The organism is Pelagivirga sediminicola (assembly GCF_003072125.1).
GTDB lineage: Bacteria > Pseudomonadota > Alphaproteobacteria > Rhodobacterales > Rhodobacteraceae > Roseovarius > Roseovarius sediminicola.
The window spans coordinates 1-22,273 of the sequence record NZ_QCYH01000018.1 but is presented as its reverse complement, the minus strand read 5'-3'; the positions used below and the strand labels follow the sequence as shown (position 1 = coordinate 22,273).

29 protein-coding genes and 1 pseudogene are annotated in these 22,273 nt (G+C 59.2%); 11 read left to right on the top strand and 19 right to left on the bottom strand.

Annotated elements, in window-relative coordinates; translation table 11 throughout:
* Nucleotides 1–169 precede the first annotated feature (169 nt).
* The 4 genes from DC366_RS17540 to DC366_RS17525 are packed head-to-tail and all read right to left on the bottom strand — an operon-like array spanning nucleotide 170 to nucleotide 3,823.
* Nucleotides 170–1,930 (bottom strand): ABC-three component system protein, encoded by a 1,761-nt coding sequence (locus DC366_RS17540; RefSeq protein ID WP_108693487.1) that lies wholly within the window; start codon nucleotides 1,928–1,930, stop codon nucleotides 170–172.
* Nucleotides 1,927–2,172 (bottom strand): ABC-three component system middle component 6, encoded by a 246-nt coding sequence (locus DC366_RS17535; protein WP_108693486.1) that lies wholly within the window; start codon nucleotides 2,170–2,172, stop codon nucleotides 1,927–1,929. Before DC366_RS17535 ends, DC366_RS17540 begins: the two co-directional genes overlap by 4 nt.
* Complete coding sequence (locus DC366_RS17530) at nucleotides 2,169–3,086, bottom strand: ABC-three component system protein (protein ID WP_133176235.1); 918 nt, start codon at nucleotides 3,084–3,086, stop codon at nucleotides 2,169–2,171. The genes DC366_RS17535 and DC366_RS17530 overlap by 4 nt, the downstream gene beginning before the upstream one ends.
* The gene (locus DC366_RS17525; RefSeq protein WP_279305769.1) at nucleotides 3,083–3,823 is read right to left on the bottom strand and encodes a recombinase family protein; all 741 of its coding nucleotides are present in this window, start codon (nucleotides 3,821–3,823) and stop codon (nucleotides 3,083–3,085) included. Before DC366_RS17525 ends, DC366_RS17530 begins: the two co-directional genes overlap by 4 nt.
* A gap of 72 nt (nucleotides 3,824–3,895) precedes the next feature.
* Here DC366_RS17525 and DC366_RS17520 point away from each other — a divergent pair, with 72 nt between their 5' ends.
* Both DC366_RS17520 and DC366_RS17515 read left to right on the top strand, forming a co-directional pair.
* The gene (locus DC366_RS17520; RefSeq protein ID WP_238987569.1) at nucleotides 3,896–6,220 is read left to right on the top strand and encodes a heavy metal translocating P-type ATPase; all 2,325 of its coding nucleotides are present in this window, start codon (nucleotides 3,896–3,898) and stop codon (nucleotides 6,218–6,220) included.
* 61 nt (nucleotides 6,221–6,281) lie between these two features.
* Nucleotides 6,282–6,782, top strand: coding sequence for a L,D-transpeptidase family protein (locus DC366_RS17515; RefSeq protein ID WP_108693510.1), 501 nt, complete (start codon nucleotides 6,282–6,284; stop codon nucleotides 6,780–6,782).
* A 25-nt stretch (nucleotides 6,783–6,807) separates the two neighbouring features.
* On the opposite strand, the gene DC366_RS19985 is transcribed toward DC366_RS17515, so the two are convergent.
* The 11 genes from DC366_RS19985 to DC366_RS17465 all read right to left on the bottom strand — a co-directional run bounded on the left by DC366_RS19985 (nucleotide 6,808) and on the right by DC366_RS17465 (nucleotide 14,444).
* Nucleotides 6,808–6,972, bottom strand: coding sequence for a hypothetical protein (locus DC366_RS19985; RefSeq protein ID WP_165802951.1), 165 nt, complete (start codon nucleotides 6,970–6,972; stop codon nucleotides 6,808–6,810).
* Nucleotides 6,969–8,504, bottom strand: a complete 1,536-nt coding sequence (gene lnt / locus DC366_RS17510) for an apolipoprotein N-acyltransferase (RefSeq protein ID WP_203228110.1) — start codon at nucleotides 8,502–8,504, stop codon at nucleotides 6,969–6,971. The genes DC366_RS19985 and lnt overlap by 4 nt, the downstream gene beginning before the upstream one ends.
* A 6-nt stretch (nucleotides 8,505–8,510) precedes the next feature.
* Complete coding sequence (lspA, locus tag DC366_RS17505; RefSeq protein WP_108693484.1) at nucleotides 8,511–8,987, bottom strand: signal peptidase II; 477 nt, start codon at nucleotides 8,985–8,987, stop codon at nucleotides 8,511–8,513.
* Nucleotides 8,988–8,990: 3 nt separating this feature from the next.
* Nucleotides 8,991–9,773 carry a ZIP family metal transporter gene (locus tag DC366_RS17500; RefSeq protein ID WP_108693508.1) on the bottom strand — a complete coding sequence of 261 codons (783 nt, stop codon included), beginning with the start codon at nucleotides 9,771–9,773 and terminating at the stop codon, nucleotides 8,991–8,993.
* A 10-nt stretch (nucleotides 9,774–9,783) separates the two neighbouring features.
* Nucleotides 9,784–10,236 (bottom strand): DUF411 domain-containing protein, encoded by a 453-nt coding sequence (locus DC366_RS17495; RefSeq protein ID WP_108693483.1) that lies wholly within the window; start codon nucleotides 10,234–10,236, stop codon nucleotides 9,784–9,786.
* 20 nt (nucleotides 10,237–10,256) lie between these two features.
* On the bottom strand, nucleotides 10,257–11,606 hold the full coding sequence (locus DC366_RS17490) for a M23 family metallopeptidase (RefSeq protein WP_238987570.1): 1,350 nt from the start codon (nucleotides 11,604–11,606) through the stop codon (nucleotides 10,257–10,259).
* Nucleotides 11,603–12,226 (bottom strand): SCO family protein, encoded by a 624-nt coding sequence (locus tag DC366_RS17485; RefSeq protein ID WP_108693482.1) that lies wholly within the window; start codon nucleotides 12,224–12,226, stop codon nucleotides 11,603–11,605. The genes DC366_RS17490 and DC366_RS17485 overlap by 4 nt, the downstream gene beginning before the upstream one ends.
* Nucleotides 12,227–12,234: 8 nt before the next feature.
* Entirely contained in the window at nucleotides 12,235–12,666 is a 432-nt protein-coding gene (locus DC366_RS17480; RefSeq protein ID WP_108693506.1) for a copper chaperone PCu(A)C, read from the bottom strand.
* Nucleotides 12,667–12,736: 70 nt separating this feature from the next.
* Entirely contained in the window at nucleotides 12,737–13,399 is a 663-nt protein-coding gene (locus DC366_RS17475; RefSeq protein WP_108693481.1) for a DsbA family protein, read from the bottom strand.
* On the bottom strand, nucleotides 13,396–13,839 hold the full coding sequence (locus tag DC366_RS17470) for a disulfide bond formation protein B (protein ID WP_203228111.1): 444 nt from the start codon (nucleotides 13,837–13,839) through the stop codon (nucleotides 13,396–13,398). Before DC366_RS17470 ends, DC366_RS17475 begins: the two co-directional genes overlap by 4 nt.
* Nucleotides 13,836–14,444 carry an SCO family protein gene (locus tag DC366_RS17465; protein ID WP_439331669.1) on the bottom strand — a complete coding sequence of 203 codons (609 nt, stop codon included), beginning with the start codon at nucleotides 14,442–14,444 and terminating at the stop codon, nucleotides 13,836–13,838. The genes DC366_RS17470 and DC366_RS17465 overlap by 4 nt, the downstream gene beginning before the upstream one ends.
* A gap of 179 nt (nucleotides 14,445–14,623) precedes the next feature.
* Here DC366_RS17465 and DC366_RS17460 point away from each other — a divergent pair, with 179 nt between their 5' ends.
* From DC366_RS17460 to DC366_RS20375, 8 genes and pseudogenes are all read left to right on the top strand, one after another.
* Entirely contained in the window at nucleotides 14,624–15,052 is a 429-nt protein-coding gene (locus DC366_RS17460) for a MerR family transcriptional regulator (protein ID WP_108693479.1), read from the top strand.
* Nucleotides 15,049–15,375, top strand: coding sequence for a YnfA family protein (locus DC366_RS17455; protein ID WP_108693478.1), 327 nt, complete (start codon nucleotides 15,049–15,051; stop codon nucleotides 15,373–15,375). Before DC366_RS17460 ends, DC366_RS17455 begins: the two co-directional genes overlap by 4 nt.
* A gap of 71 nt (nucleotides 15,376–15,446) precedes the next feature.
* On the top strand, nucleotides 15,447–16,226 hold the full coding sequence (locus DC366_RS17450) for a transglutaminase-like domain-containing protein (RefSeq protein ID WP_207768765.1): 780 nt from the start codon (nucleotides 15,447–15,449) through the stop codon (nucleotides 16,224–16,226).
* Nucleotides 16,223–16,912 (top strand): ZIP family metal transporter, encoded by a 690-nt coding sequence (locus tag DC366_RS17445; protein WP_108693477.1) that lies wholly within the window; start codon nucleotides 16,223–16,225, stop codon nucleotides 16,910–16,912. The genes DC366_RS17450 and DC366_RS17445 overlap by 4 nt, the downstream gene beginning before the upstream one ends.
* A 27-nt stretch (nucleotides 16,913–16,939) precedes the next feature.
* On the top strand, nucleotides 16,940–17,848 hold the full coding sequence (locus DC366_RS17440) for a cation diffusion facilitator family transporter (protein WP_108693476.1): 909 nt from the start codon (nucleotides 16,940–16,942) through the stop codon (nucleotides 17,846–17,848).
* 12 nt (nucleotides 17,849–17,860) lie between these two features.
* Nucleotides 17,861–18,229 (top strand): SpoIIAA family protein, encoded by a 369-nt coding sequence (locus DC366_RS17435; RefSeq protein WP_108693475.1) that lies wholly within the window; start codon nucleotides 17,861–17,863, stop codon nucleotides 18,227–18,229.
* A gap of 105 nt (nucleotides 18,230–18,334) precedes the next feature.
* Complete coding sequence (locus DC366_RS17430; protein ID WP_243405201.1) at nucleotides 18,335–18,850, top strand: pseudoazurin; 516 nt, start codon at nucleotides 18,335–18,337, stop codon at nucleotides 18,848–18,850.
* A gap of 37 nt (nucleotides 18,851–18,887) precedes the next feature.
* A pseudogene (locus DC366_RS20375) lies at nucleotides 18,888–19,004 on the top strand (L,D-transpeptidase family protein); the annotation flags it as partial.
* A gap of 340 nt (nucleotides 19,005–19,344) precedes the next feature.
* On the opposite strand, the gene DC366_RS17420 reads toward DC366_RS20375, so the two are convergent.
* Nucleotides 19,345–19,602, bottom strand: coding sequence for a hypothetical protein (locus DC366_RS17420; protein ID WP_207768764.1), 258 nt, complete (start codon nucleotides 19,600–19,602; stop codon nucleotides 19,345–19,347).
* A gap of 38 nt (nucleotides 19,603–19,640) precedes the next feature.
* On the opposite strand from DC366_RS17420, the gene DC366_RS17415 reads away from it, so the two are divergent.
* Nucleotides 19,641–20,033 (top strand): hypothetical protein, encoded by a 393-nt coding sequence (locus tag DC366_RS17415; protein ID WP_439331668.1) that lies wholly within the window; start codon nucleotides 19,641–19,643, stop codon nucleotides 20,031–20,033.
* 50 nt (nucleotides 20,034–20,083) lie between these two features.
* On the opposite strand, the gene DC366_RS17410 is transcribed toward DC366_RS17415, so the two are convergent.
* From DC366_RS17410 to istB, 3 genes are all read right to left on the bottom strand, one after another.
* Nucleotides 20,084–20,749: a L,D-transpeptidase gene (locus tag DC366_RS17410; RefSeq protein WP_108693473.1), complete on the bottom strand. Its 666-nt coding sequence runs from the start codon at nucleotides 20,747–20,749 to the stop codon at nucleotides 20,084–20,086.
* A 305-nt stretch (nucleotides 20,750–21,054) separates the two neighbouring features.
* Nucleotides 21,055–21,288 (bottom strand): WGR domain-containing protein, encoded by a 234-nt coding sequence (locus tag DC366_RS17405; protein WP_108693502.1) that lies wholly within the window; start codon nucleotides 21,286–21,288, stop codon nucleotides 21,055–21,057.
* Between the two features lie 211 nt (nucleotides 21,289–21,499).
* Nucleotides 21,500–22,231 carry an IS21-like element helper ATPase IstB gene (gene istB / locus DC366_RS17400; protein ID WP_108693472.1) on the bottom strand — a complete coding sequence of 244 codons (732 nt, stop codon included), beginning with the start codon at nucleotides 22,229–22,231 and terminating at the stop codon, nucleotides 21,500–21,502.
* Nucleotides 22,232–22,273: the final 42 nt, after the last annotated feature.

Here is a 22,273-nt window from a genome sequence, read left to right as displayed (position 1 = left end):
TCGGTTTTTTGCCGGTGGTTGCGGCACACGCGAACACCAGTGCGGCGGATCGCGCTCCTCTGCTTCACCGGGCTCATACCAACGATGCCCGGTCCACATCCAGACTTCCCAATCATCCCCCGGTTTCCGCACGACGTAGTAGTAACCTGGGCCATCAGATCTCATTGCATCACCCAAACCGGACTCCGAACAGTCCGCCAGTGTCGATCTCGTCGGTCAAGCGGGTTGGGTTCACGACAGACCACACGTCGAAATCATCACGAAAGCCGTCTTCGGGCACTGCGTCGGAGTTCATGGTGACGATATACTGGAAGCCGACACTGGCCGCATGATCAGCACCGAGTTGCAAGGCCTTTGCAACCTGACGTTCATCGACGCCATCGAACAGATGGCTGTCATGGATCAGAAAGCCGGGGCCGATGCCCCTCCTGGTCGCCAGTTCGGCCAACATCAGATCGAAGCAGAAAATCTGCATGTTCGTGATGCCCTTGCTGCGCTGCGCGTCAATCTTCACCTCGAACGTCGGGCCGTTCGGTGTCGCCGCGATGGTCAGGTTTCCGGCCTGTTCATAGAGGGCTTGCGACAACTCCTCGAAGATGACGATCGCTTCGTTTACGATGGCACTACGCTCATGCAGGTCGTTTTGTAGCGCCTGACGGAGACGGGCACGCTCGATCTCAAGTTGGACCTTCGTGCTTTCGATCCGCTCGGCGATCTCAAGCTGCTGGCGAAGCGCTTCGACATTTGCCTCGGCCCGTCCGGCCTCTTCTTGGAGCTTCGCGTAATGTTCCAGTGCGCCACCCGATTGCAGGATGCCCATGAGTTGCGCCCGTCGCCGATCAAGGTCGATACGTTCGGCAACTCGCACGGAAATGCGCCCCTCGGCGGCTGCGATCTCGGCCGAAAGATGGGCCTGACGGTTCCGAACAATGGCCTCATGGAACTGCGAAACTTCCTCGAACCGCCGACCGACCGTGCCCGGCAGAACGACGCCGGCTTCGCTGTAGAGCTTTGCGATATTGTCGGCAGCGGGCGGTCGCTCGTCCGCCAGCGAGGATGTGAGTTGCAGGATCAACTCGCGGTCGATCAGGTTGTCGTCGTTGACGGCGGAAATGGTCCGGGTGATCGCCGAAGCTTCCTGCTCCATTGCCGCGTATTCAGGGACGACGTTGAACGTAGCGAGCTGTTGCTGGAGCTGTCGCGCCTTTGTCTCGGCGATGGCCAAGCGCGTGCGAAAATCAGCGGCGTTGCCGTAGAACTTCCCTAAGTTGCCCTGCTTCGCAGCCTTACGAAGCTCGGTCATAGCCTTTTCTTGCGCGCGGGTCTCCTGAAATTCTTGAGAAATGCCGGAGTCGAGACCGAGAAGATAGGATACCGCAACCTGCTGATCCCAATTCTGCTGCTGACCCGATTGCTGCGTTGGCTGAACGAAGCCCCCGCTGTTCTGACGGCGGGCAAAATACGAGAAAAGGGACCGGAAAGTCGCACCGAAGCGGCTTTGGGCATCAGGGTCTACAGGAAGGCCAAACATCAGCGCCCCGAGATCAGATTTCCAGTGGTCGTTCGACAGGATGAGGTCGCCGGTCTTGGCCTCCAGGGTGGGTTCGATCGGCCAGTGAGACGTCTCGCCCTGTATGCGGATGCGAGACGGCTTCGCGCCGGATCGGGCTGCCGAAATCACATGCCCACCCACGTCGATCTGCATCTCGAACGTGGATGCGACCAGCTCATCCGTCCTGAAAATACTGTCCGGCTTGGCGTTGCCGCCGAACATGAAGTGGATCAGTTCGACAAAACTGGTCTTCCCCGCCCCGTTGCGCGACTGGCGGTCCGTCGCGTCTGCGCTCTTTTCGGCAAGCAGGATGTTCAATCCCGGCGCAAACGTCAGCGCCTTGAAGCCATCGAGGTCGCTCGTGATCGTATGGATCATGGGGCCGCCTTCCGCAGCACACCGCTGTCGAAATCCACGGCTTTCACGATGAACAGAAGGTCGAGCGCCAGAATGAACCAATCGTATGTGATCGCAGACGGCTCCGACGTCTCGCCACGCCGGTTGCGAAGCTCGTCCCAGACACGGGAGACGGTCATCGGCTCGCGCAGACACCCCAGAACCTCGGCCCCAATGGTTAGAAGCGCGCGTTCCGGTCTGATGTGCTTGGTCGGCAGGATCATGTTTCCACATCCTCCTCGACGTGATCCTCGAATATATCGCATCGCTCGAAGAAGTAGGACATGACCGCGAGAACCGCCGCCTGATGCGAGGGCGTGCCATCCATCCCACCGGCGAAGGTTTGAAGCTCCATGAATATCTGGTCGGGCGGCAGGTCTTCGATCTTCAACGCCTGATACCGCTCGCGGAACCCTTGGGCAATCTCCTCGCCAAAGCTCGGATCGGGCCAGTCGTTGAAGAAACGCTCGACCAGCGGTTCACGACGGCGCCCCTGTCGCAGTAGCTCGGCGGCGTCGGCCGAGAGATCGTTCGCGTCCAGCTTCGAGGCCGAAGGGGCGGATAGGGGCGGGTTGTCGTCCGGGTTCAGCTTTTGGATCAGTGTCACGACGGGGCGCAGGGCCTCGTAGTCCAGTTGGGCCATCGTCCGCTGTGACGGCACCGACCCGAACAAATCTTCAAGCTGCGGGATGGAAAGCGTCATGACGACGGCGAACAACTCTGGATAGCCAGTTTGATCAAGGTGGACCGTTGGGTTCGCTGCGCTTAAATCCACAAGTTTTTGCGTCGCGTCGGCGGGAAGGCCGTCATCCTCGTTGTGAACGAAAGACCAGCGTTTCATGCGATCGCCCCAATGAGCGACCGCGCCATTGAAGTCCTCGTCCATCTTGGCAAGCATGTTCGCCAGCTTCATGTTGGACGGCGCGTAGCACTGAAAAACAGTCTTGTCGCTGACGCGATAGCCATCGCATTTCAGGTCGCCGCGGCTCCCGTAGGGTCGCACGGCCTGGAAATCGCCAGGGGAGGCGTGCCCCATGATCCTTGAAAACAGGTCCTCGAACGCCTTTCCCTTCTGTCGAAGAAAAGCGTTCTCGAACTTCAGCCCATAGAAGGCACGTTGCAGGCTATCCATGCTCATGCCGACGTGCCAAGCGCGCGTTGGATGGTGCTGCGGTTCACTCCCAAGATCTCCGCCATGCCAGTAACAGTTTCGCGCTTGGCGGAGATCGCCGCTTTCGCGTGAGCGATCTGTGCAGGCGTGAGGGCCGGAGGTCGGCCAAGCCGCTTCCCGCGCTTTTTTGCAGCCCGCAGGCCCGCTCTGGTCCGCTCTTGGATGAGACTCCGTTCAAACTCAGCCAAAGCCCCCATGATATGAAACACCAGACGCCCGCCAGCAGTCGTCGTGTCGATTCCGTCCGTCAGGCTGCGGAACTCGACCGCGCGCTCCTCGAAGGTTTTGAGAAGGTGGATCAGATCAGCGATGGACCGACCGACCCTATCCAGTTTCCAGACAACGATCTGGTCGCCGGGACCGAGAAGGGCCATCGCTTGGGAAAAGCCAGGGCGGGCCTCGGCGGCGCGTGCGCCACTCTGCCCCTTGTCAGTGACGATCCGGTCGCACCCGGCATCGGTCAGCGCCTCGATCTGGAGATCGAGGTTCTGCTCTTCCGTCGAGACCCGTGCATAGCCGATTTTCATGGATTCTTTTTGCACGAGGTTTTTGCGGCGGTCCAGCACCAATCGGATCAATGACTTGGCAGAAGACAAAAAACTGCCGCGAAAAGGGTCGTTTTTGCATCCATTTTCTTCAATTCCATTGGAAACATGATTCACTTCAAGGTGACTGGTTCGTTCAGGCCGATGAAAGGGCGTCATTTAGAAAAAGTTCTTGAACCTTCAGTTGCTGTAGCTCCTACACAGGAATCTATCCGGTGAAAGGACCTCGCTATGCCACATGATGCAGACCACGACGCCCATCCCAAGTCCTGCTGTGGCCAAACAGCCGAAGGCACTTCTCAGGCAGCAGCACCTCCGCCATCCGCCGGACGTAGTTTTCGCGTCAACGGGCTGGATTGCGCCGAAGAGGTCGCGATCCTGAACAAAGTCGTCGGACCGGAAGTCGGCGGCAGCGAGCATCTGGCCTTCGATGTGTTGAATGGTAGGATGACCATCCTCGAAAGCGCCAAACCGCTCAGCGACGACAAGATCATCAAGATCGTCGGGTCGACTGGGATGAGCGCGAAAATGTGGGATGCTGAAAGCGCCGAGGCAGACCAGGCGGCCCATTTCGCACGTCAGCGCCTGTTCACCGGGCTTAGCGGCGGTTTCTGGGCAGCGGGGTTCCTCTACCACATCGTCGAGACGGGGGCGGGCGGCGCGCTACGGCTCTTCTCGGGCCATGGCGAGACGTCGATGCCTCTGATCGAGATGGGTCTGTTCATGCTGGCGGTGGTGTTCGGAGCATGGCTGGTCGCCCCCAAGGCATGGTCCGCCGCGCGCCGACTTTCGCCTGACATGAATCTTCTGATGATCGTCGCAGTGGCCGGGGCGATCGGGCTGGGCGAGTTTTTCGAGGCGGCGACGGTCGCCTTCTTCTTTGCTCTGTCTCTCGCTCTCGAATCCTGGAGCGTGGGGCGTGCCCGCAATGCGGTCTCGGCCCTTCTGGACCTGGCTCCGCCAACAGCGCGGGTCATCCGTGCCGACGGATCGGAGACCGACGTTCCCGCCGCCGAGGTTGCGATCGGTGATCGCTTCGTGGTGCGCGGCGGTGATCGTATCCCTCTTGATGGCGAAGTCACCGAGGGTCGTGGCGATGTCGACCAGGCTCCGATCACCGGAGAAAGCGCCCTGGTTGCCAAGGAAACTGGCGACGAGGTCTATGCCGGCACAATCAACGGTGATGGCACACTGACGGTTAGGGCCACCAAGGCCGCAGGCGATACCGTGCTCTCGAAAATCATCCGAATGGTAGGCGATGCGCATTCGCGCCGGGCCGAGGTGGAGCAATGGGTCACGAAATTCGCCCGCATCTACACGCCCATCGTGATGGCGCTGGCGGTTCTGATCGCCGTCGTGCCGCCGCTGCTGTTCGTGGGGGCGTGGAACTACTGGTTCTACAATGCCTTGGTTCTTCTGGTGATCGCCTGCCCCTGTGCGCTGGTCATCTCCACGCCGGTTTCCATCGTCGCCTCGCTCGCGGCCTCCGCGCGCAACGGCGTGCTGATCAAGGGCGGTGCCTATGTCGAGGCCCCCTCGCGTATGACCGCCCTGGCAATGGACAAGACCGGAACGATCACCATGGGCGAGCCGGAGGTCGCGGGTCTGCATCCCTTGGGCGGCACGGCCGAGCGCGACCTTCTGAGTGCCGCTGTCGCGCTGGAAGCCCGCTCTTCGCATCCTCTGGCGCGGGCCATCCTGGCGCGCGGCGAACGCGATGGGCTGAAGCAGTCGGCGGCTACCGACACCCAAACGGTGCCGGGCCGCGGCGTCGAAGGAACATGGGAGGGCCAGCCCGTCTGGCTCGGTTCGGATCGCTTTGCGACCGAGAAAGGTCTCGGTGACGCAATCCCCCGCGATCTGCTGGAGCGGATCGAGGGGGCTGGCAGCACGCTCGTGGCCGTAGGCTCCGGGGACCGCCTGCTGGGCCTGATCGAACTGCGCGACCGCATCCGCCCGGATGCGAAGGAGGTCGTGGCACGCCTGCATGCCCAAGGCGTGAAAAAGATCATCATGCTGACTGGTGATAACGAGCGCACGGCACGCGCTGTGGCAGCAGAGGTCGGTATCGACGAGGTTCGCGCGGAGCTGCTGCCAGAGGACAAGGTGACGGCAATCGAGGAACTCGTTGCCAACTATGATGTCGTGGCAATGATTGGCGATGGCGTGAACGATGCACCTGCCATGGCGCGGGCGCATTTCGCGATCGCTATGGGTGCGGTCGGATCGGACGCCGCTATTGAGACCGCCGATATCGCGTTGATGACAGATGATATTGCCAAGGTGCCGTGGCTGATCGGGCATTCACGCCGGACCATGGGCATCATTCATCAGAATATAGGCATCGCACTGGCGACCAAGGCGCTGTTCGTCGGGCTGACGGCCTTCGGCATGGCGACGATGTGGGGGGCCATCGCTGCGGATGTCGGCGTTTCGCTGCTGGTCGTCGCCAACGCGCTCAGGCTGCTCCGGGCCAAGAAGGATCGACCGGACGGGTCCGGGGGTGAGCAAGTGGGAGAGAAGATGGCGCAGGGAGCCCTGGCGCACGGCCATTGATTGATCAGACATACCGATACCGATATGAATGGGCACATAGAAAGATCGAGCGGACGACATGATGAAAACGACACGCAGAACTGCGCTATTGGGTGGACTGGCACTCGGCCTTGCGGGATGCGCCAGCAAGTTCCGGACCTACGACGGGCCCGCAGTCACCCGGTTGCAGATGTTCAAAAGTGACCGGAACCTGTTCCTGTTCAACAATACCTCGGTCCTGAAAGCCTACCGGATCGATCTCGGTTTTGCGGCGGAGGGGCCCAAGCAATTCGAGGGTGATGGAAAAACGCCCGAGGGAACCTATACAGTCGACCGCCGCAATCCCGACAGTCTGTTCCATCTCTCCATCGGCATCTCCTATCCGAACGAGGCCGATATCGCCTATGCCGCTGCACAGGGACGTGAGCCGGGCGGCGACATTTTTATCCATGGCGGGCCACGACCCGGTATCGACGCGATCAAACCAGACTGGACGGCGGGTTGCATCGCGGTGTCGGACCGCGAAATTGAGGATATCTACGCAATGGTGCGGGACGGGACGCCAATCGACATATTCGCATAGCATCGTACCGGCCTTGGCTGGCGGTTCATAGAACCCGTGCGAGAAAGATCGAGGCGAACAACGCCAAGAGTCCGAATGCGATCGCGGAACTCGTCGCGTATTGGGCGATGTCCAGCTTGTTGCCGCCACGCTTCCTGGCGAGATATCCGCCCCATGCGGCGCCCGCCACTGCTCCAAAGATTACGATCATGGTGCGCTTTCCTTTCTGACGGTCATTCCAATGGCTCCCACAATGCTCGCCGCCAGAATGAGCAAGAACGTCAACTGTCCGTATTTCGCGAAGGGCGTAGGCGGGAGTGCGGCAGGCAAGCGGGCGTCCAAGACGCCGGTCTCATCCAGCCCAAGGCGGGCGACGATGCGGCCGTACCCATCGATAAATGCTGAAATGCCCGTATTGGCCGCACGAACCATCGGCAGCCCCTCTTCGACCGCGCGCATCCTGGCAGAGGCCAGATGTTGCCGCGGACCGAAAGACGCACCGAACCAAGCGTCATTGGTGGCGTTGAAGATCCAGTCCGGACGCGAAGCGGCGTCTACGACGCGTCCCGGAAAAATGGCCTCGTAGCAGATCGAAAGGCCGACCGGAGATAAACCGGGTAGCTCAACGGTCTGGGGGCCGGGACCGGGCGTGAAGTCCCCAAGCCCTGCGGTCAGTCGCTGGATCGGAAGAAAACCCCGCAAGGGAACATATTCCCCGAACGGCACGAGATGATGCTTGGCGTATCTCGTGACGATCCGTCCGGTCTGATCGACCGCGAGGATCGAATTTCGATAGCGTGTGCCCGTCACGCCCGGCTCTCGCGTCTGGGCACCGGTCAGTAGAACGCTGCCTTCAGGCAGACGGTCAGCAATTTGATCCAACATTCCAGGATTCTCATCAAGATAGCCGGGAAATGCGCTTTCGGGCCAGAGAAGGACGTCGAACCTGCCAGACTGCGCGGACAGATCCAGATAGCGGGATATGTTCCGGTCGCGGAACGCGGGGTTCCATTTCTCCGTCTGAGGAATGTTTCCCTGAACGATCCTGACGGTTGTGTCTGTTGGCGGTGTGGTGGCCATAAGGCGAACCGTGCCGAGGGTTCCGGCACCCGCCACCACCGAAATGAAAACAAATGTGGCGAACGCATTTTGCCGACGATTCCGCATGTGGAGCGTTACGGGCAGGACCGACAGCAGAACTGTGAGGAGGCCAAGTCCGTAGCTGCCAACCCATGCGGCCATTTGGCGTGGAATATCGTAGTCGGCCCACGTGTAGGCAATAAGGTTCCAGGGGAAGCCTGTCAGCATGGTGCCGCGCAGCCATTCCGAAACCGACCAGCAGACCGCGAAGATCAATGCGCCGGAGACACCTTTCGTCCTGCTCCATGCGAACGCTGCCATTGCCGCCGCCGGGAACAGCGCAAGGCCGGCGGCCAGTCCAGCCACCGCAGGACCGGCCATCCAGCCGAACCGCCTCGCATCGACATAGAAGCTCTCTGCGATCCAGGACAGTCCAAACAGGAAGAAGCCGACGCCGAACGCCCATCCGGCAAGACCGGCTGTCCTGCGGGTCGCTCCGACGACAAGGAGATACAGTCCACCAAACGCGATCGGCAAAATCACTGGCAACGAGAACGGTGGCAGCGCGAGAACGGCCAGGACACCAAGAAATAATGCACAAAGAGAACGTGCAAGTCCCGAGGATATCCAGACGCCAGGAGCGGTGATGCCTACCGAAACCACCGCGATCTACTCCGATGCTTCAGACGATGCGACCTTCTCGCGCCCTGCGACGATCAGTAAAACCCCGACGCCACAAACCACGAAGACATCCGCAAGGTTGAACGCTGGCCAGTGCGCCGTTCCGAGATAGAAATCCAGGAAATCGGTCACTCCGCCGAAGCGAAGACGATCCACGATATTTCCCAAAGCGCCACCGATCACCATGCCGTAGGCGCCCGCCTCGGCTGGTTGCGTTGCCCGGATCAGCGACACGACAAGATACAGGACGACGGCGGTGGCGACCAAAGCCAGTACCCACCACGGTACGCTCTGAAAGAACCCAAAGGTCACGCCGTAGTTGCGGTGAAAGATCAGATTGAAACCTGGAAAGACAGGGATGCCTGTGGCAAGCGTGTCCGCGTTGGCGACGACGAACGCCTTCGATGCCAGGTCGGCGGCGAGCGCTGCGATGGATGCGTAAAATCCCAAAACATAATTTTTCATGGATCAACCTAACCAGACATCGAGGAACAGCATGACGACGAGGCCAATCGCGAGACCTGTCGTTGCTTGCTTCTGATGGCCGCTGCGGTGGGTTTCGGGGATGATCTCGTGGCTGATGACGTAGAGCATCGCGCCCGCCGCGAATGCCAGACCCCAGGGCAGGAGGGGCTGCGCCACGACGATCACCGCAGCACCGAGAAATCCTGTGACGGGTTCGACCAGACCGGTCAGTGCCGCAATTCCGAAGGCACGGCCCGCCGAGTACCGCTCGCCCAGCAAAGCGACCGCCACGGCCAAGCCCTCGGGCGCATTCTGCAATCCGATGCCGAGGGCAACTGGGAATCCGCCGGTGAACCCATCAGCTCCGAATGCAACGCCGACGGCCAGACCTTCTGGTGCGTTGTGGATCGCGATGGCGATGATGAAGAGCCAGACGCGCCGCAGCGAAACAGCCTCGGGGCCTTCACGGCCACTGCTGAAATGCTCGTGTGGAATCAGCTCGTTCATCAGGGCGACCACGCCCATCCCCATCAGGATCGCCGCGCAAACGATCAGCGCTGGGATCGCCCCGTCGCCGTATCGCGATTCAGCTACGTCCAGCGCCGGGATGATGAGGGAAAAAAACGATGCGGCAAGCATGACCCCGGCGGCAAAGCCGAGCGAGATATCACGCCATTTGCGTGACGGAGTCTTGCCGAGAAGCACAGGCGTCGCCCCGACGGCGGTCATGAGACCGGCGGCGAGGCTTCCCAGAAAACCCAGTGCAACAGGCGAAAGTGTTGCGATCTGCTCCAACTCAACTTGCCGGATAGGACGAGAAGACTTCGGTGGTGCCGTCGGATTTCACCAAAAAGACATCGTAGGCTTCGGCATTGTCGCCGAAATCCATGCCGGGCGAGCCGATGGGCATGCCGGGCACGGCAAGACCGATGGCGTCGGGACGTTCCTCAAGAAGGCGGGTGATATCGGCTGGAGGAACGTGGCCCTCGATGGTATAGTCGTCGATAGTCGCCGTATGGCAGGAGAACATATCGACTGGAATGCCGCGATCCATTTTCAGACGAATCAACGCGCCACCGAGGTTTTCGCCTTCCGGGGCAAACCCGGCCTCGGACAGCTTCTCCATCCAGGCAATGCAGCATCCGCAGCCGCGCGTCTTTCCGACGTGGATGGCGGTCTGGGCGGTTGCGGCCGTCGCGGCGGCAATAATGAGAGTCGCAGCGGCAAGGGTTTGAAGCCTGTTTTTCATGGTTATTCCTTTCAAATCAGTCATGTATCTTCGCGAAGAGCGGCCACGAAACGTGTGCGCGTCTCTGCAAGAATTTCAGTGGCATCGGCGGCGTCGAGGTTTTCCGCAGAGGCGAGCAACTTCTCCCCAAGCGGATCGATGGGTCGACCGTCCACGCGCACTTCGTAGTGAAGATTGGGGGCTGTTGCGGTGCCCGTTTCACCGACCTCGCCGATCACCTCGCCTGCAAGAACGCGGTTCCCGACCGCCAGTGCCTTTGCCACTGCGCTCATGTGCGCATATCGGGTCATCGTATCAGACCCATGCGCGATCTCGACCACCCGGCCATACCCGCTCCGCCATCCGATAAAGGAGATCCGTCCGGGTGCGGTCGCTGCAATCGGCGTCCCCGCAGCAGCGGCGTAGTCGACGCCTGTGTGCATCCGCATATTGCCGTAGATCGGATGCTTGCGCTGCCCGAAGACCGATGACAGCCGCGCGCCTTCCACCGGCGGCGCGACTGTCCGCAGGATTTCTCCGTTCAGATAAACCGTCGCACGTCCGCTGTCTTCGTCCGCCCACACGATCTCGAGTTGATCGTCCTCCAGGTCGAGTGCAGCATAGGACATAAGCGGCTGGCCGATTTCCGAACCGTCCGGAAGGACCGTCTGACGCCAGAGGATATTCAGACTTTCCCCGCCTTGAAGATCCCTGCGAAAGTCGACCGTGTCCCCCAGAATCTGTGCGAGATCGACGGCGAAACGGGCCGGAACGCCTGCTCTGTCGAGCGAAGCGTAGATCGACCCGTTCACCTGCAATTGCCCCGCACGCTCGATCGTCGACGCGCTCGGCGTAACCGTCCGACCGGCAATGGTGCCGTCCAAGGTAACTTCGATCCGCACGCCGTCATCGACAGCCAATGTCACAACGGATGGCGTGCCGTCCCGGCGATACCCGACGCTGAGGCGGTGGCCCGGTCGAAGGCGGCGCAGGTCGTATTCGACGGCCAATGCCAGTGCGACCTCGGCCCGCGTCTGCGCACCCATGTCAGCGCGGGAAAGAAGCACGTCCAGCGTGTCACCGGATTCGACCGTCGCCTTCCATGGCGGCACGGCGAGGGCCTGAACCAACGCCGTCAGATCATCTGGCTCGGCACGTTCCTGTCCGGGAAGCTTCGGCGGCTGAAACCCGGCTGGAAGCACATTCGACATCGTATCGCCGGAGGTGATGACGCCGGGCCAATCGAGCGGTTCGGGTGGACTGGTCGGGGCCATCGGAGCCTCGGAAACGATGTTCTCAGGTGGGGCCTCCATGAACAAAGTCCGGCTCGCCATCGTGCCGACCGCTGCCGCGGCCACGGTCGTTCCCAGAACGATATGTCTCAGTTTCAAGATTTTGCCCCCTTGGTTCCGTCCCGCATCGCACGCCTAATCTTCGGCACGGCAAATTCGCGTGGTTCGTGATAATCGATGACGCTGACGAAGCGGCCTGTCGCATCGAACAGGAAAACACCCGCAGTGTGGTTCATCGTATAGCTGCCGTCTTCACCCTCGACCTTCTCGTAGGTGGCGCGGAAGCCTTCGGCGACAGCGGCGATCTGGTCGGGTAAGCCCGTCCATCCCTGAATCTGCGGATGGAAGTAGGAAACATACTCGGCCATGGTTTCGACCGTATCGCGGTCCGGGTCCACGGTGATAAGAACGGTGCGCAGATCTTCGGCCTCCGGCCCAAGCTCGTCGAGCCAGCCGGAAATATCCGAGAGGGTCGTCGGGCAGACGTCGGGGCAGTAGGTGAAGCCGAAGAAGACCAGACTGGGGTGGCCGATGAGGGTTTCAGGGCCTACCTCCTGACCATCCTGATCCGTCAGGCTGAAATCCATCGAAGATAGCGGCATGGGCCTCTTGCCCGGAGCAGGATCAGCTCCAGGCCCATCGACCTGCCACCAGCCGACGAACAGGGCGGCAAAGACTGCCGCCGCGCCGATTGCCGCGATTTTGGCCACACTCATCATCAGCCGGTTCAGCCTTCGGGGCCGCGTGCGCCGATGCCAAGGACCGGGACGGTGATTTCCAGCTCCGTTCCGTCAGAAAAGAGCAGGGTCAGCGAAAAAGTCTCCCCCTCGACGAGCGGAGATTGCAGTTGCATCAGCATGGCATGATACCCGCCGGGTTCGAGGGCGATCATGCCCCCGGCTGGGATCATGATATCGTCGGCCGGAGCCATGCTGCTGACGCCGTCAGAATTGGTACTGGTTTCGTGGATCGAGGCCATGCCGGATATGTCAGTGCGAAGACCGATTAAGGAGATCGATTCGCTGCCCTCGTTCCGAACGGTCAGATAGGCCCCGCCGGGCCGCGATGTTCCAAGGCTCGCGCGCGCCCACGGCTTCTCGACCACAATCGAGGCGTCCTCTGACATTTGCTGCGCTGAGGCTGCCAATGGCAGGCCCATCAGAAGAGCGACAGACAGGCTTTGAAATGCCTTTGCGAAGGTTTTGAGCACGTCGGTTCTCCTGTTCATTCTAGTTTGTTGCCGCAGCCTCGACTTCGGATTGTACGAGCGATAAAAGCTGCTCCGCACCGAACTCTGACAAAGGCTTGCTGTTAACGAAGAACGTCGGTGTGCTCTGGATTCCGACAGCTTCGACATCTGCCCGGTCCTGATTGAGGACGCCGACGATGCTTGGTGATTTGATCTGGTCCGCCGCCGCCGCAGTATCCAGACCCGCCGCGCCGGCGATTTCCATGATCCGCTCCGCTGCCGGTGCGCCGTGAGAGGCCCAGGCCGACTGGTTTTCGAGCAGCGCTTCCAGCACCGGAACGAAGACATCCTGCAACCGCGCCGCTTCCAGCACCTTGATTGCCAGCTCTGACCCTTCGCCGTGGAAGGGCGTGTAACGCATGACGACGCGCACATCGTCGGGGTATTGCGCCAGTATCTGCTTCACGATGGGGTGGAAGGCGCGGCAGGCCTCGCAGGCGGGGTCGAAGAACTCCACGATGGTCACCGGCGCATCCTCGCGCCCGAGAATAGGTGAATAAGCCCGAACGAGACGATCCTGTTGTTCCGGCGGAGCGGCTGTAGCCACCGGGGTCGGACCAGGGCGGGACACAAACCAGGTGCCAGCCGCAAAAACGGCCAGTACCACAGCGAATATAGCGAGCAAAAGTGTTTTTCGGTTCATGTTGAAATCCGTCGAAGTTGAATGAGAAGGCCAAGGATCGCCCCGAACGTCAGCAGGGAGAGCAGAGGGATTGGCATACCAAGGATCAGCATTGCGGCATCGGTGCAGGACGGCCCGGATGCAGTGCAGGGCACGATCGGCGCAGGCACGATCCCGGCGTAAAGCAGGAAATGGTAGAGGGCGACAGCACCGCCCAGAACGGCAAGGGGCGCGGCATAGCGCCAGATCGAGAGGTCGGCGCGCCACGCCGCCACGCCCAGGATGATCGCGAGCGGGAACATGAAGGCTCGTTGGAACCAGCACAGATTGCAGGGAGTCTGCCCCAGAACCTCTCCGATGAAGAGCACGGCAAGCGACGCAGACAAGGCGACGAACCATGCCGCGAACAGGAAAGCCACCGGATTCTCGGCACTTGGCGTTGCGTCTGGCCCAGCTGTCACGTGCCGATTCTTTCGCGAAGATCGGCAACGATCAGTCCGGGTTCCTGATCGTATTCGTAAATGCGGACAAACTCACCTTGCGGATCAAACAGAAGGAAAGACGACGTGTGACCCATAGTGTAGCCGTCAGGCGATGAGGCTTCCTCGATCTTCTGGTAGTAGATCTTGAAGGTCTTGGCGGTGCGTTCGATCTGTTCCGCGGAACCGCTCAGCCCAAGGATTCCGGGACCAAACTGGGGAACGTAGCTGGCCAGAGCGCTTGGCGTATCCCTTTCAGGGTCGACCGTGATGAACAGGGGCTGGACGGCGGAACCTTGGGTGTCAAGATCATCCATGACCTGTGCGATGGTGGCCAGACCCAAAGGGCAGACGTCCGGGCAGTTCGTGAAACCGAAGAAGACGAGCATCCAGCGTCCGCGAAAATCCTCGTCGGCCTGAATCATTCCATTGTGGTCCGTCAACTCGAAATCCGCAGCAAATCTCGCGGCTTCGGGATCGAGACGGGCAGCGACCGGTCCTTGATTGCGGTCGGTCATCCAAAGCGCAGCAGTCACCGCTGCAGCGACAACCACCGCCGACCAGAGAGCTATCCGGACCTTCTTCATTGCTTGCGCCACCCACCTGTTCAGTTTTATCTGTACGCGGGATACAAGCTACAGCGGATAGAGGTTCAAGCGAAAAGTTACTTTTTGTTGTCAGAAGTCACGCCAATGTGAAACCTTCGTCTTTTCAACGGAGTTGGTTCTTGGATAAACTACAGTTGCTGTAGATTGAAGGAACGCAAATGCTGGCAATTGGAACACTCTCGCGGAGAACCGGAACCAAGGTTCAGACGATCCGCTATTATGAAGAAATCGGATTGATGAACGAGGCCGGAAGGACGGCGGGCGGCCAGCGCCGGTATTTTGAGAAGGATCTCGACCGGCTGGCTTTCATTCGGCACTCACGCCAGCTCGGCTTCTCGCTCGACTCCATCCGGGAGCTGCTGGACCTGTCGGACAACCCGTCCCAATCCTGCGCGGAGGCGGATTCCATCGCGCGGCGACAGCTCCGCCAAGTCGAACAGCGGATCAAGCGTCTGCAAGCCCTAAAGAAGGAGCTGAAACGCATGGTCGCCGAGTGCGAGGGAGACAGCGTTGCCGAATGCAAGGTGTTGGAGGTCCTGCGTGACCATTCGGAATGTCTCACGGAGCACGACGAGATCGGGGCATGAACGCAGTAATCGTCTATCCGCTTGCCGCACTGGCCGAAATTGCAGGCTGCTTCGCCATCTGGGCCTGGCGGCGGACCGGAGCATCGCCATTATGGATCTTACCTGGCGTGTTGTCGCTGGTCGCCTTCGCATGGCTTCTCGCTCAGGTTCAGACTCCTGCGGCAGGTCGTTCATTCGCCGCCTATGGCGGCATCTATGTCGCTGCGTCGATCTTGTGGATGTGGCTGATCGAAGGACAACGTCCTGATCGCTGGGATCTGATCGGAACCGCTGCCACGCTCGTCGGCGCAGCCATAATTCTTGGGGGAGCGCGGGATACCTGAAAAGAAAGTTCTTGAAGCTACAGTTACTGTAGATGTTACCTCTCTGTCGAATTGATTTCAGGACACAAGAGATGGCCATTCCAGATGCTGAACTTCGCCCAACCCGACTTCTCGATTTTCGCATGGTTGCGATAGCTGAACTGATCGCCAACCGCGGGTGGCGGGACTTGTCCGAGCACGACCGGATTGGGGCGGCCTATAATTTCGTGCGCAATGAAATTGCCTTTGGATACAATTCCGCCGACGACATTTCTGCGTCGGCGGTGCTGAGGGACGGTTATGGCCAATGCAATACCAAGGGGACACTCTTGATGGCGTTGCTAAGGGCACTGGACATTCCATGTCGATTGCATGGCTTTACGATCCATAAATCATTGCAGCGCGGGATCGTGCCCGAAATTGTCTACCCACTTGCGCCTGAGAGCATCCTCCACAGCTGGGTGAAGGTCTGGCATCGGGGGCGCTGGATCAATCTGGAAGGTTTCATTCTGGACGATGCAATTCTGTCTGTTCTTCAGGACAGCTTTGCTGATGAATCCGACAGCCTGTGTGGTTACGGAATCGGAACAAACCGTCTTTCTTCACCCTCCGTCGAATGGCGAGGAACGGATACCTACATCCAGGAAACCGGCATCAATGCCAATCTCGGTTTGTTCGAAACTCCGGATGATTTTTTTAGACAACACCAGCAATCCCTCGGACGTCTAAAGGGCCCGCTCTATCGTTATCTGATCCGTCACTGGATGAATACCCGCGTGAGACGCATACGAAGTGGGATTGTTCCGGTCATCCCGTTCGATGAAGCCAATCCTGCTCATCTTGTTCGCAAAGGACAGGTTGGATCGCTATGATCGCTGCTTGGATTTATACGCTGATACCGGCCACGGTCGCGATCCTGGGGGCCGTCGTTGCGGTCAATGTGCGGCCTGGACCGACACTGGTCAGCGCTATCCAGCACTTTGCAGCAGGCGTCGTCTTTGCGGCTGCTGCGGGTGAAATCATGCCGGATGTCGCCCATAGCGGATCTCCGATCGCGACGATCGTCGGTGGCTTTGCAGGGATCGGCGTGATGCTGGCCATCCGTCAGCTGGAAAGGGTTATCAAGGGCCCGGCGGGGCTGCTCACACTCGTTGGCGTCGATATCCTGATCGACGGTCTTGTGCTCGGGATTGCCTTTGCCGCCGGGGCCAAGGCTGGTCTATTGCTGACCATCGCGCTCAGCGTTGAGGTCCTGTTTCTGGGACTGGCCGTCACAACCGAGCTTTCGGAGACGGTTAAATCCCGGATGCGGATCGTTCTGATCATCGCCGCCTTGGTTGTCTTGCTGCCCGTGGGTGCGTTCATCGCAACGCCGGTCGCCAGCCTTCCGGCGCATTACATCACCGGGTTTCTGAGCTTCGGACTGATCGCTCTGCTTTACCTCGTCACCGAAGAGCTGCTGGTGGAAGCGCACGAAACCCCCGATCGGCCGTGGGTCACCGCGATGTTCTTCGTCGGCTTCCTGCTGCTCCTGTCTCTCGAAGAGGTGATGGGATGAACCAAACTGAAGAGAAAAGGACACCGCATGCCGCATGATCATGCCCATATGGAGCCCAAGGAAGGCGACCGGCGGGTCGCAGTCGCCATCTGGGCAAATGGCCTTCTGACGGTCGCGCAGATTGTCGGGGGGATACTCTCCGGCAGCCTCGCGCTGATCGCGGATGCGATCCACAACCTCTCCGACATGGCGTCGCTCGTCATCGCGTTTGGTGCACGCAAGATCGCACGCCGCCCTGCGGACGCAAAGATGACCTTCGGGTACGGCAGGGTCGAGATCGTGGCCGCACTGATCAACTATACCTCGCTGATCATCATCGGGCTTTATCTGGTCTACGAGGGTGCGATGCGCTTTGTCGACCCAGTGCAGATCGAAGGCTGGACGGTCGTGATCCTGGGTGGGGTGGCACTGTTTATCGACACCCTCACCGCCTGGCTGACATATTCGATGCAGAAGGGCAGCGTGAACATCCGCGCGCTCTTCCTCCACAATCTCAGCGACGCATTGGCGTCCGTGGCGGTCATCGTCGGTGGTGTTCTCATCCTTCTTTACGACATCCGCTGGGTCGATCCGGCAATCACCATCGGGATTGCCGCCTATATCCTCTGGCTTGCCTTCAGCGAGATCGGCGGCCCGATCCGCACCCTGATGCTGGGCAGTCCGCCCGACATTGACACGGACGAGGTCATCGCAGCCGTGGAGAACATCGACGGTGTCGAGGAAGTCCATCACGCGCATTTCTGGCAGATGCAGGAACATCGCGCGGCGCTCGACACACATGTCGTGATCGCCGAGGACCGCTGGGGTGACCTGGAAAGCATCAAGACGGCAATCAAGACCCGCCTCGAAGAACAATTCGGAATCGACCATTCCACGCTGGAATTCGAGCGCCTCGGTAACAAACACAAAGATGCAGACAAATACGGACATGGATGAGGGGAGAACCACATGTGGAAGGAAATAAGTATCGAAGGTGACGGCGTGCTGGGGCTCGAATGCAGCGGTAAGTTGTCAGAACAGGATTTCAAGACGATGCACGCCTGGCTGGATCGCGAGTTGGCCAGAGCTCCGAAGAAGCCCGCGTTGGTAATTTTCATGGGAACGTTCGAGGGTTACGAAAGCGCCGCAGCGCTATGGACTGATATGAAAGTGGACATGCGGCACGGGAACGACTTCTCGCGGGTCGCGCTGGTCGCTGACCAGAAATGGATTGAGTGGAGCACGAAGGCGACGGATTTTGTAATGGCCCCTGAACTGAAGTGGTTTGAAAACGCTGCGGGATGTGCGGCTATTGCCTGGGCGCGACCGAAGGGATGATTAGCCGCCGCTCTTCACTCACGGCCTTGTGACTTTAAAGTGTTTGAAGCTCTAGTGGGTGGAGGTCGTAGAGATGACAAAATTCATCAAATCGGAGGTTTCATCATGAAACGAGTTAATAATATGTCAGTCACGCGTCGAACTGCGCTCCTTGGGGCCGCCGCAAGCGGTTTGGTTCTTGGAACCGGTAGAGTAGTGGCGCAGACAAACGGTGCTTTGGCAGTCAAGCCTGTTTTGGTCGCGGCCAAAACGCACGAGGTCCAGATGCTGAACCGCGGCGAAGCCGGAACCATGGTATATGAGCCCCGCTTCGTGTCTGCCGAAGTCGGAGATACCATCGTCTTTGTCCCGGAAGATAAGGGGCATAACGCCGAGAGCATCAAAGATATGTTGCCCGAAGACCAAGAGGATTTTGCAGGCAAAATCAATGAGGAGATCGAAGTCCAGCTGACGAGTGAAGGCTTAATCGGTGTCAAATGCAAGCCGCATTTTGGTATGGGCATGGTCATGATCATTCAAGTCGCGGGCGCACCCGTTCCAGATGATTTCCTCGAAGGCAAGATGCCCGGGAAAGCAAAAAAGGCGTTTGAAGAAATCCTGGCCGAGAACAAGCTTAGCTGATCTCTCTTCACGAGGGCAAAGGCAGGTCAGGTCAGCCTTCGATACGCGCAAGATTGGCAAACAATCGTCGAACGGTTGTATCAGTCTCTACAACGGGCATATCGAAGAGCTGTTCGGGCTGGGCAAGGTCGGAACCCGAGTGAAGCTGATCTAAAGTCGGTACATGCTTATGGAAGCATGCTCGGACCGGTTCGATTTTAGCAGCTGTGCTGGTATTAGCAGCATGCTCGGCTTCTGTCACTGATGTGCCTGACAACGCACAAATGGGACAACTGCTAGAATCTATCTCTTCCGTGCCGGAACCCGATCGGGATCTTAAGTCTGCGCCTCATTGCCGGAAGTCGGGTGCTACTGGTATCTGCACGTCGGGCTCGTTGAAACGTCTTGGGAGCTCCTGCGAAATTCTGGCGGCAAGGAAGAGCGCCAGTGGTATCAGCAACCAGATAAGATTCTGCGGCGCCGGGGTTCCGAGTGTGTTGACTGGCCCGCCACGGTCATGCGTCCACTATGTCGAAATTCGCCATGCAGCCCAGTTCAGTAAATTTGGCCTGATGGGTGTGAAACATGTAGAGCCCAGGTTCATGGTCGGCGAAGTTGAATTCGAGGATACCTCGTTCTGCCTGACATTGGGTGATGATGTCGATGGTACTCAGGGTTGGCGTCAATGTCATGCCTTGGTTGTAATAGTCGAAGAAACTGCATTGGAGGTGGAACGAGTTGATCGGATCAAACTCGATAGACAGCTTTAACATAGCCCTTACAGCCACTAGAGGTTCAAGATAAAAATGAGTTGGCTTTTCAACTTGATTCCTTGTTAGTCGTGAAATCGAATATCCCAGTCTTGACCTTTGGCTTAACGGGCCGGAGTGATGGCATTCAAATAACGGAAGGCAGGTTAATGCGAGCGATTATGCAAAAGCGAGCCGTGATGATTGCGACAACACTTTCGCTCACTGCCGGGTGCGCCATGCAGCCAGCCGAAACTGGCGGTACGGCAAACCAGATCGGAAATGTACCCGCAAACGTGGTCGCGCTGGCAGATCCTAATCAGGATATTTCAACCGCGCGCCTTTTGCCCGAAGATGGCTGCTTCTGGTACGAGCATCGCGGGCCGGTCGAGACGACTTTGGTGCCGCTGCGCAGTCCGGAAGGCAACCCGATTTGCGCTGCACGCGAAGCCTGAGACCGATCCGGTAGATCACATGGGCGGCCCCCGGAGCGCGCGCGCATCGCTTAGCTTCGCGGGCTGACGCTGTCCTGCGCTGAGTAAAGAAATGCTGTAGAGCCAATTTCTACGTTGGGGTAGAGTTCGTTGATGTGCGCCATGACCATTCGCACGCAGCCGGAACTCGCAAGACCGCCGATGCTTCTCGCATGCGGCGTGCCATGGATCCGTAGATAGGTATCCCGGTCGCCGACGAAAAGATAAAAGGCGCGCGATCCCAAGGCGTTTTCCGGACCGGGCTCCATGCCATCGGCGACGTCAACGTAGAGTTCCGGATCGCGATCAATCATGTTCCGGGTCGGCTGCCAGTGCGGCCAGCGAACCTTGCGCTTGATCGTGTAAGTGCCCGGTTCGTAGAGCTTTCCGCGCGCAATTGCCACGCCATAGCGCATCGCTGTGCCGCCTTTTTCGATGTGGTAGAGATAGCGAGCCACAGCATCCACATGGATGTCTCCCGGCACGAGCCCGTCGTTCGCGACTACGCGAGTGGGGAGAAAACGCGGTTGCAGGCCCCAAGGATTGGAAGTCTCCAGGTTGAATCCGGGCGGCGTCACCTGTGCGTCCCAAGCAGCCTTTTGCGCTTCGGTCGGCCAAGTGTTTGCGAAGACCGGGCTGGCAATCGGCGCAGAGAAAAGGGCGGCAGTAGTCATCACGAAATGGCGTCTTGACAGCATAGTATATTTTTCCAACTCTGTTAGGCGAAGGCCGCAGTACAAGAAACGGCGTTTGGTGTGTCTTAGGACCTCCACCAACTAGAGCTTCAAGGGGTTTCTGTTGAGGTTGTTGCTTGGCCAGCTTCTATATTGATCGTTTTATCGTTTGGCTATGATTGGCACACATAGAGCATGCCGAAAGGTGATCTTAGCTTTGCAAGATTGTCTATTTTCATCAAACCCAATAGGTATAGTGAAAATTGCAGGTATCGCCGTTGCGCCAACGATCCCACGCCATATAATATACATAACTATGGTTATGGCGTTTACATCTGATAGCCTTGGTTTTTCATGCGTTTGGCGTCCTCCGCAAGCGCGTCAACTGCACACCCCTCATCGCGGAACAGACGATAAGATACCCTTCTTGACGTGCCAGCATATCCCCATTCTCGGACAAGAAACGCGCAGCCGAAAAGGTCGCGCTGCACTGTCAAAAGGAAAAACCGGCGGGTTTTGCGGTCAGGGTCTGTGCGAAGCAAGCGCAGAGCCGTGGGGAACATTTCGATTTGGTCTGCGCCGGTCACTCGTCTTTGTTCCAGGTCTTGCTATCGGTTAGAAACCGCTCGTATCTCTGGCCTGTGATGCGCATTTCCTCCCATACGCGAGCGCGCTGCGGATTTCAAAAATACCGGACAGCGATTACGCTAATTCCCGGACAGCCGTTTCAGTAATTCCCGGACAGCTCGGGCACGGCTGATCATCTGCCTGCGATCATGTTTCGGTTCGGATAGTTTCGGTGTTTTCGGCGGAGGTCAAGGTCGCGTTCCGGTCCTTTCTGCGCATGCTGTCTCCCTTGAGTTCGATGCGGTGTGCGTTGTGGACGATCCGGTCGAGGATGGCGTCGGCAATGGTGGGTTCGCCGATCATGTCATGCCATCCGGACACTGGCAGCTGCGCGGTGATGATGGTGGACCGCCGCTGGTAGCGTTCTTCGAAAAGTTCGAGCAGATCGAGGCGCTGCTGGTCGGTCAGGCCGTGCGTGCCCCAGTCATCGAGCACCAGCAGCTGGACGCGGGCCAGCTTGTCGACGAGGCGGGGGAAGCGCCCGTCGAGGCGTGCCATGGCCATGTCCTCGAAGAGCCGCGGCATCCGGACATAGGACACGGAATGATCCAGACGTGCGGCCTGATGGCCGAAGGCGCAGGCGAGCCAGGTCTTGCCGGTGCCGGTCTGGCCGGTGAGGATGATCTGCTCGCGGGCCCTGATCCAGTCGCCTTGGGCGAGCGCGAGGATCTGACGCCGGTCGAGCCCCCGGCTGGCGGCGAAATCGACATCTTCGATGCAGGCGTTGGGAAAGCGCATCTTCGCATTGCGCAGCCTGTTGGCGAAGCGCTTGTCGGCGCGGGCCGCGGATTCACGATCGAGCATGAGGCCGAGCCATTCATTACGCTCGAGGGCCTGACCCGGAGTAAGCCTTCGGCGAAGGCCGTGGGCGCGCCGTATTGATCAGAGGGGTTTGGGTGCGGCTTTTGGTTTACGCGGCTT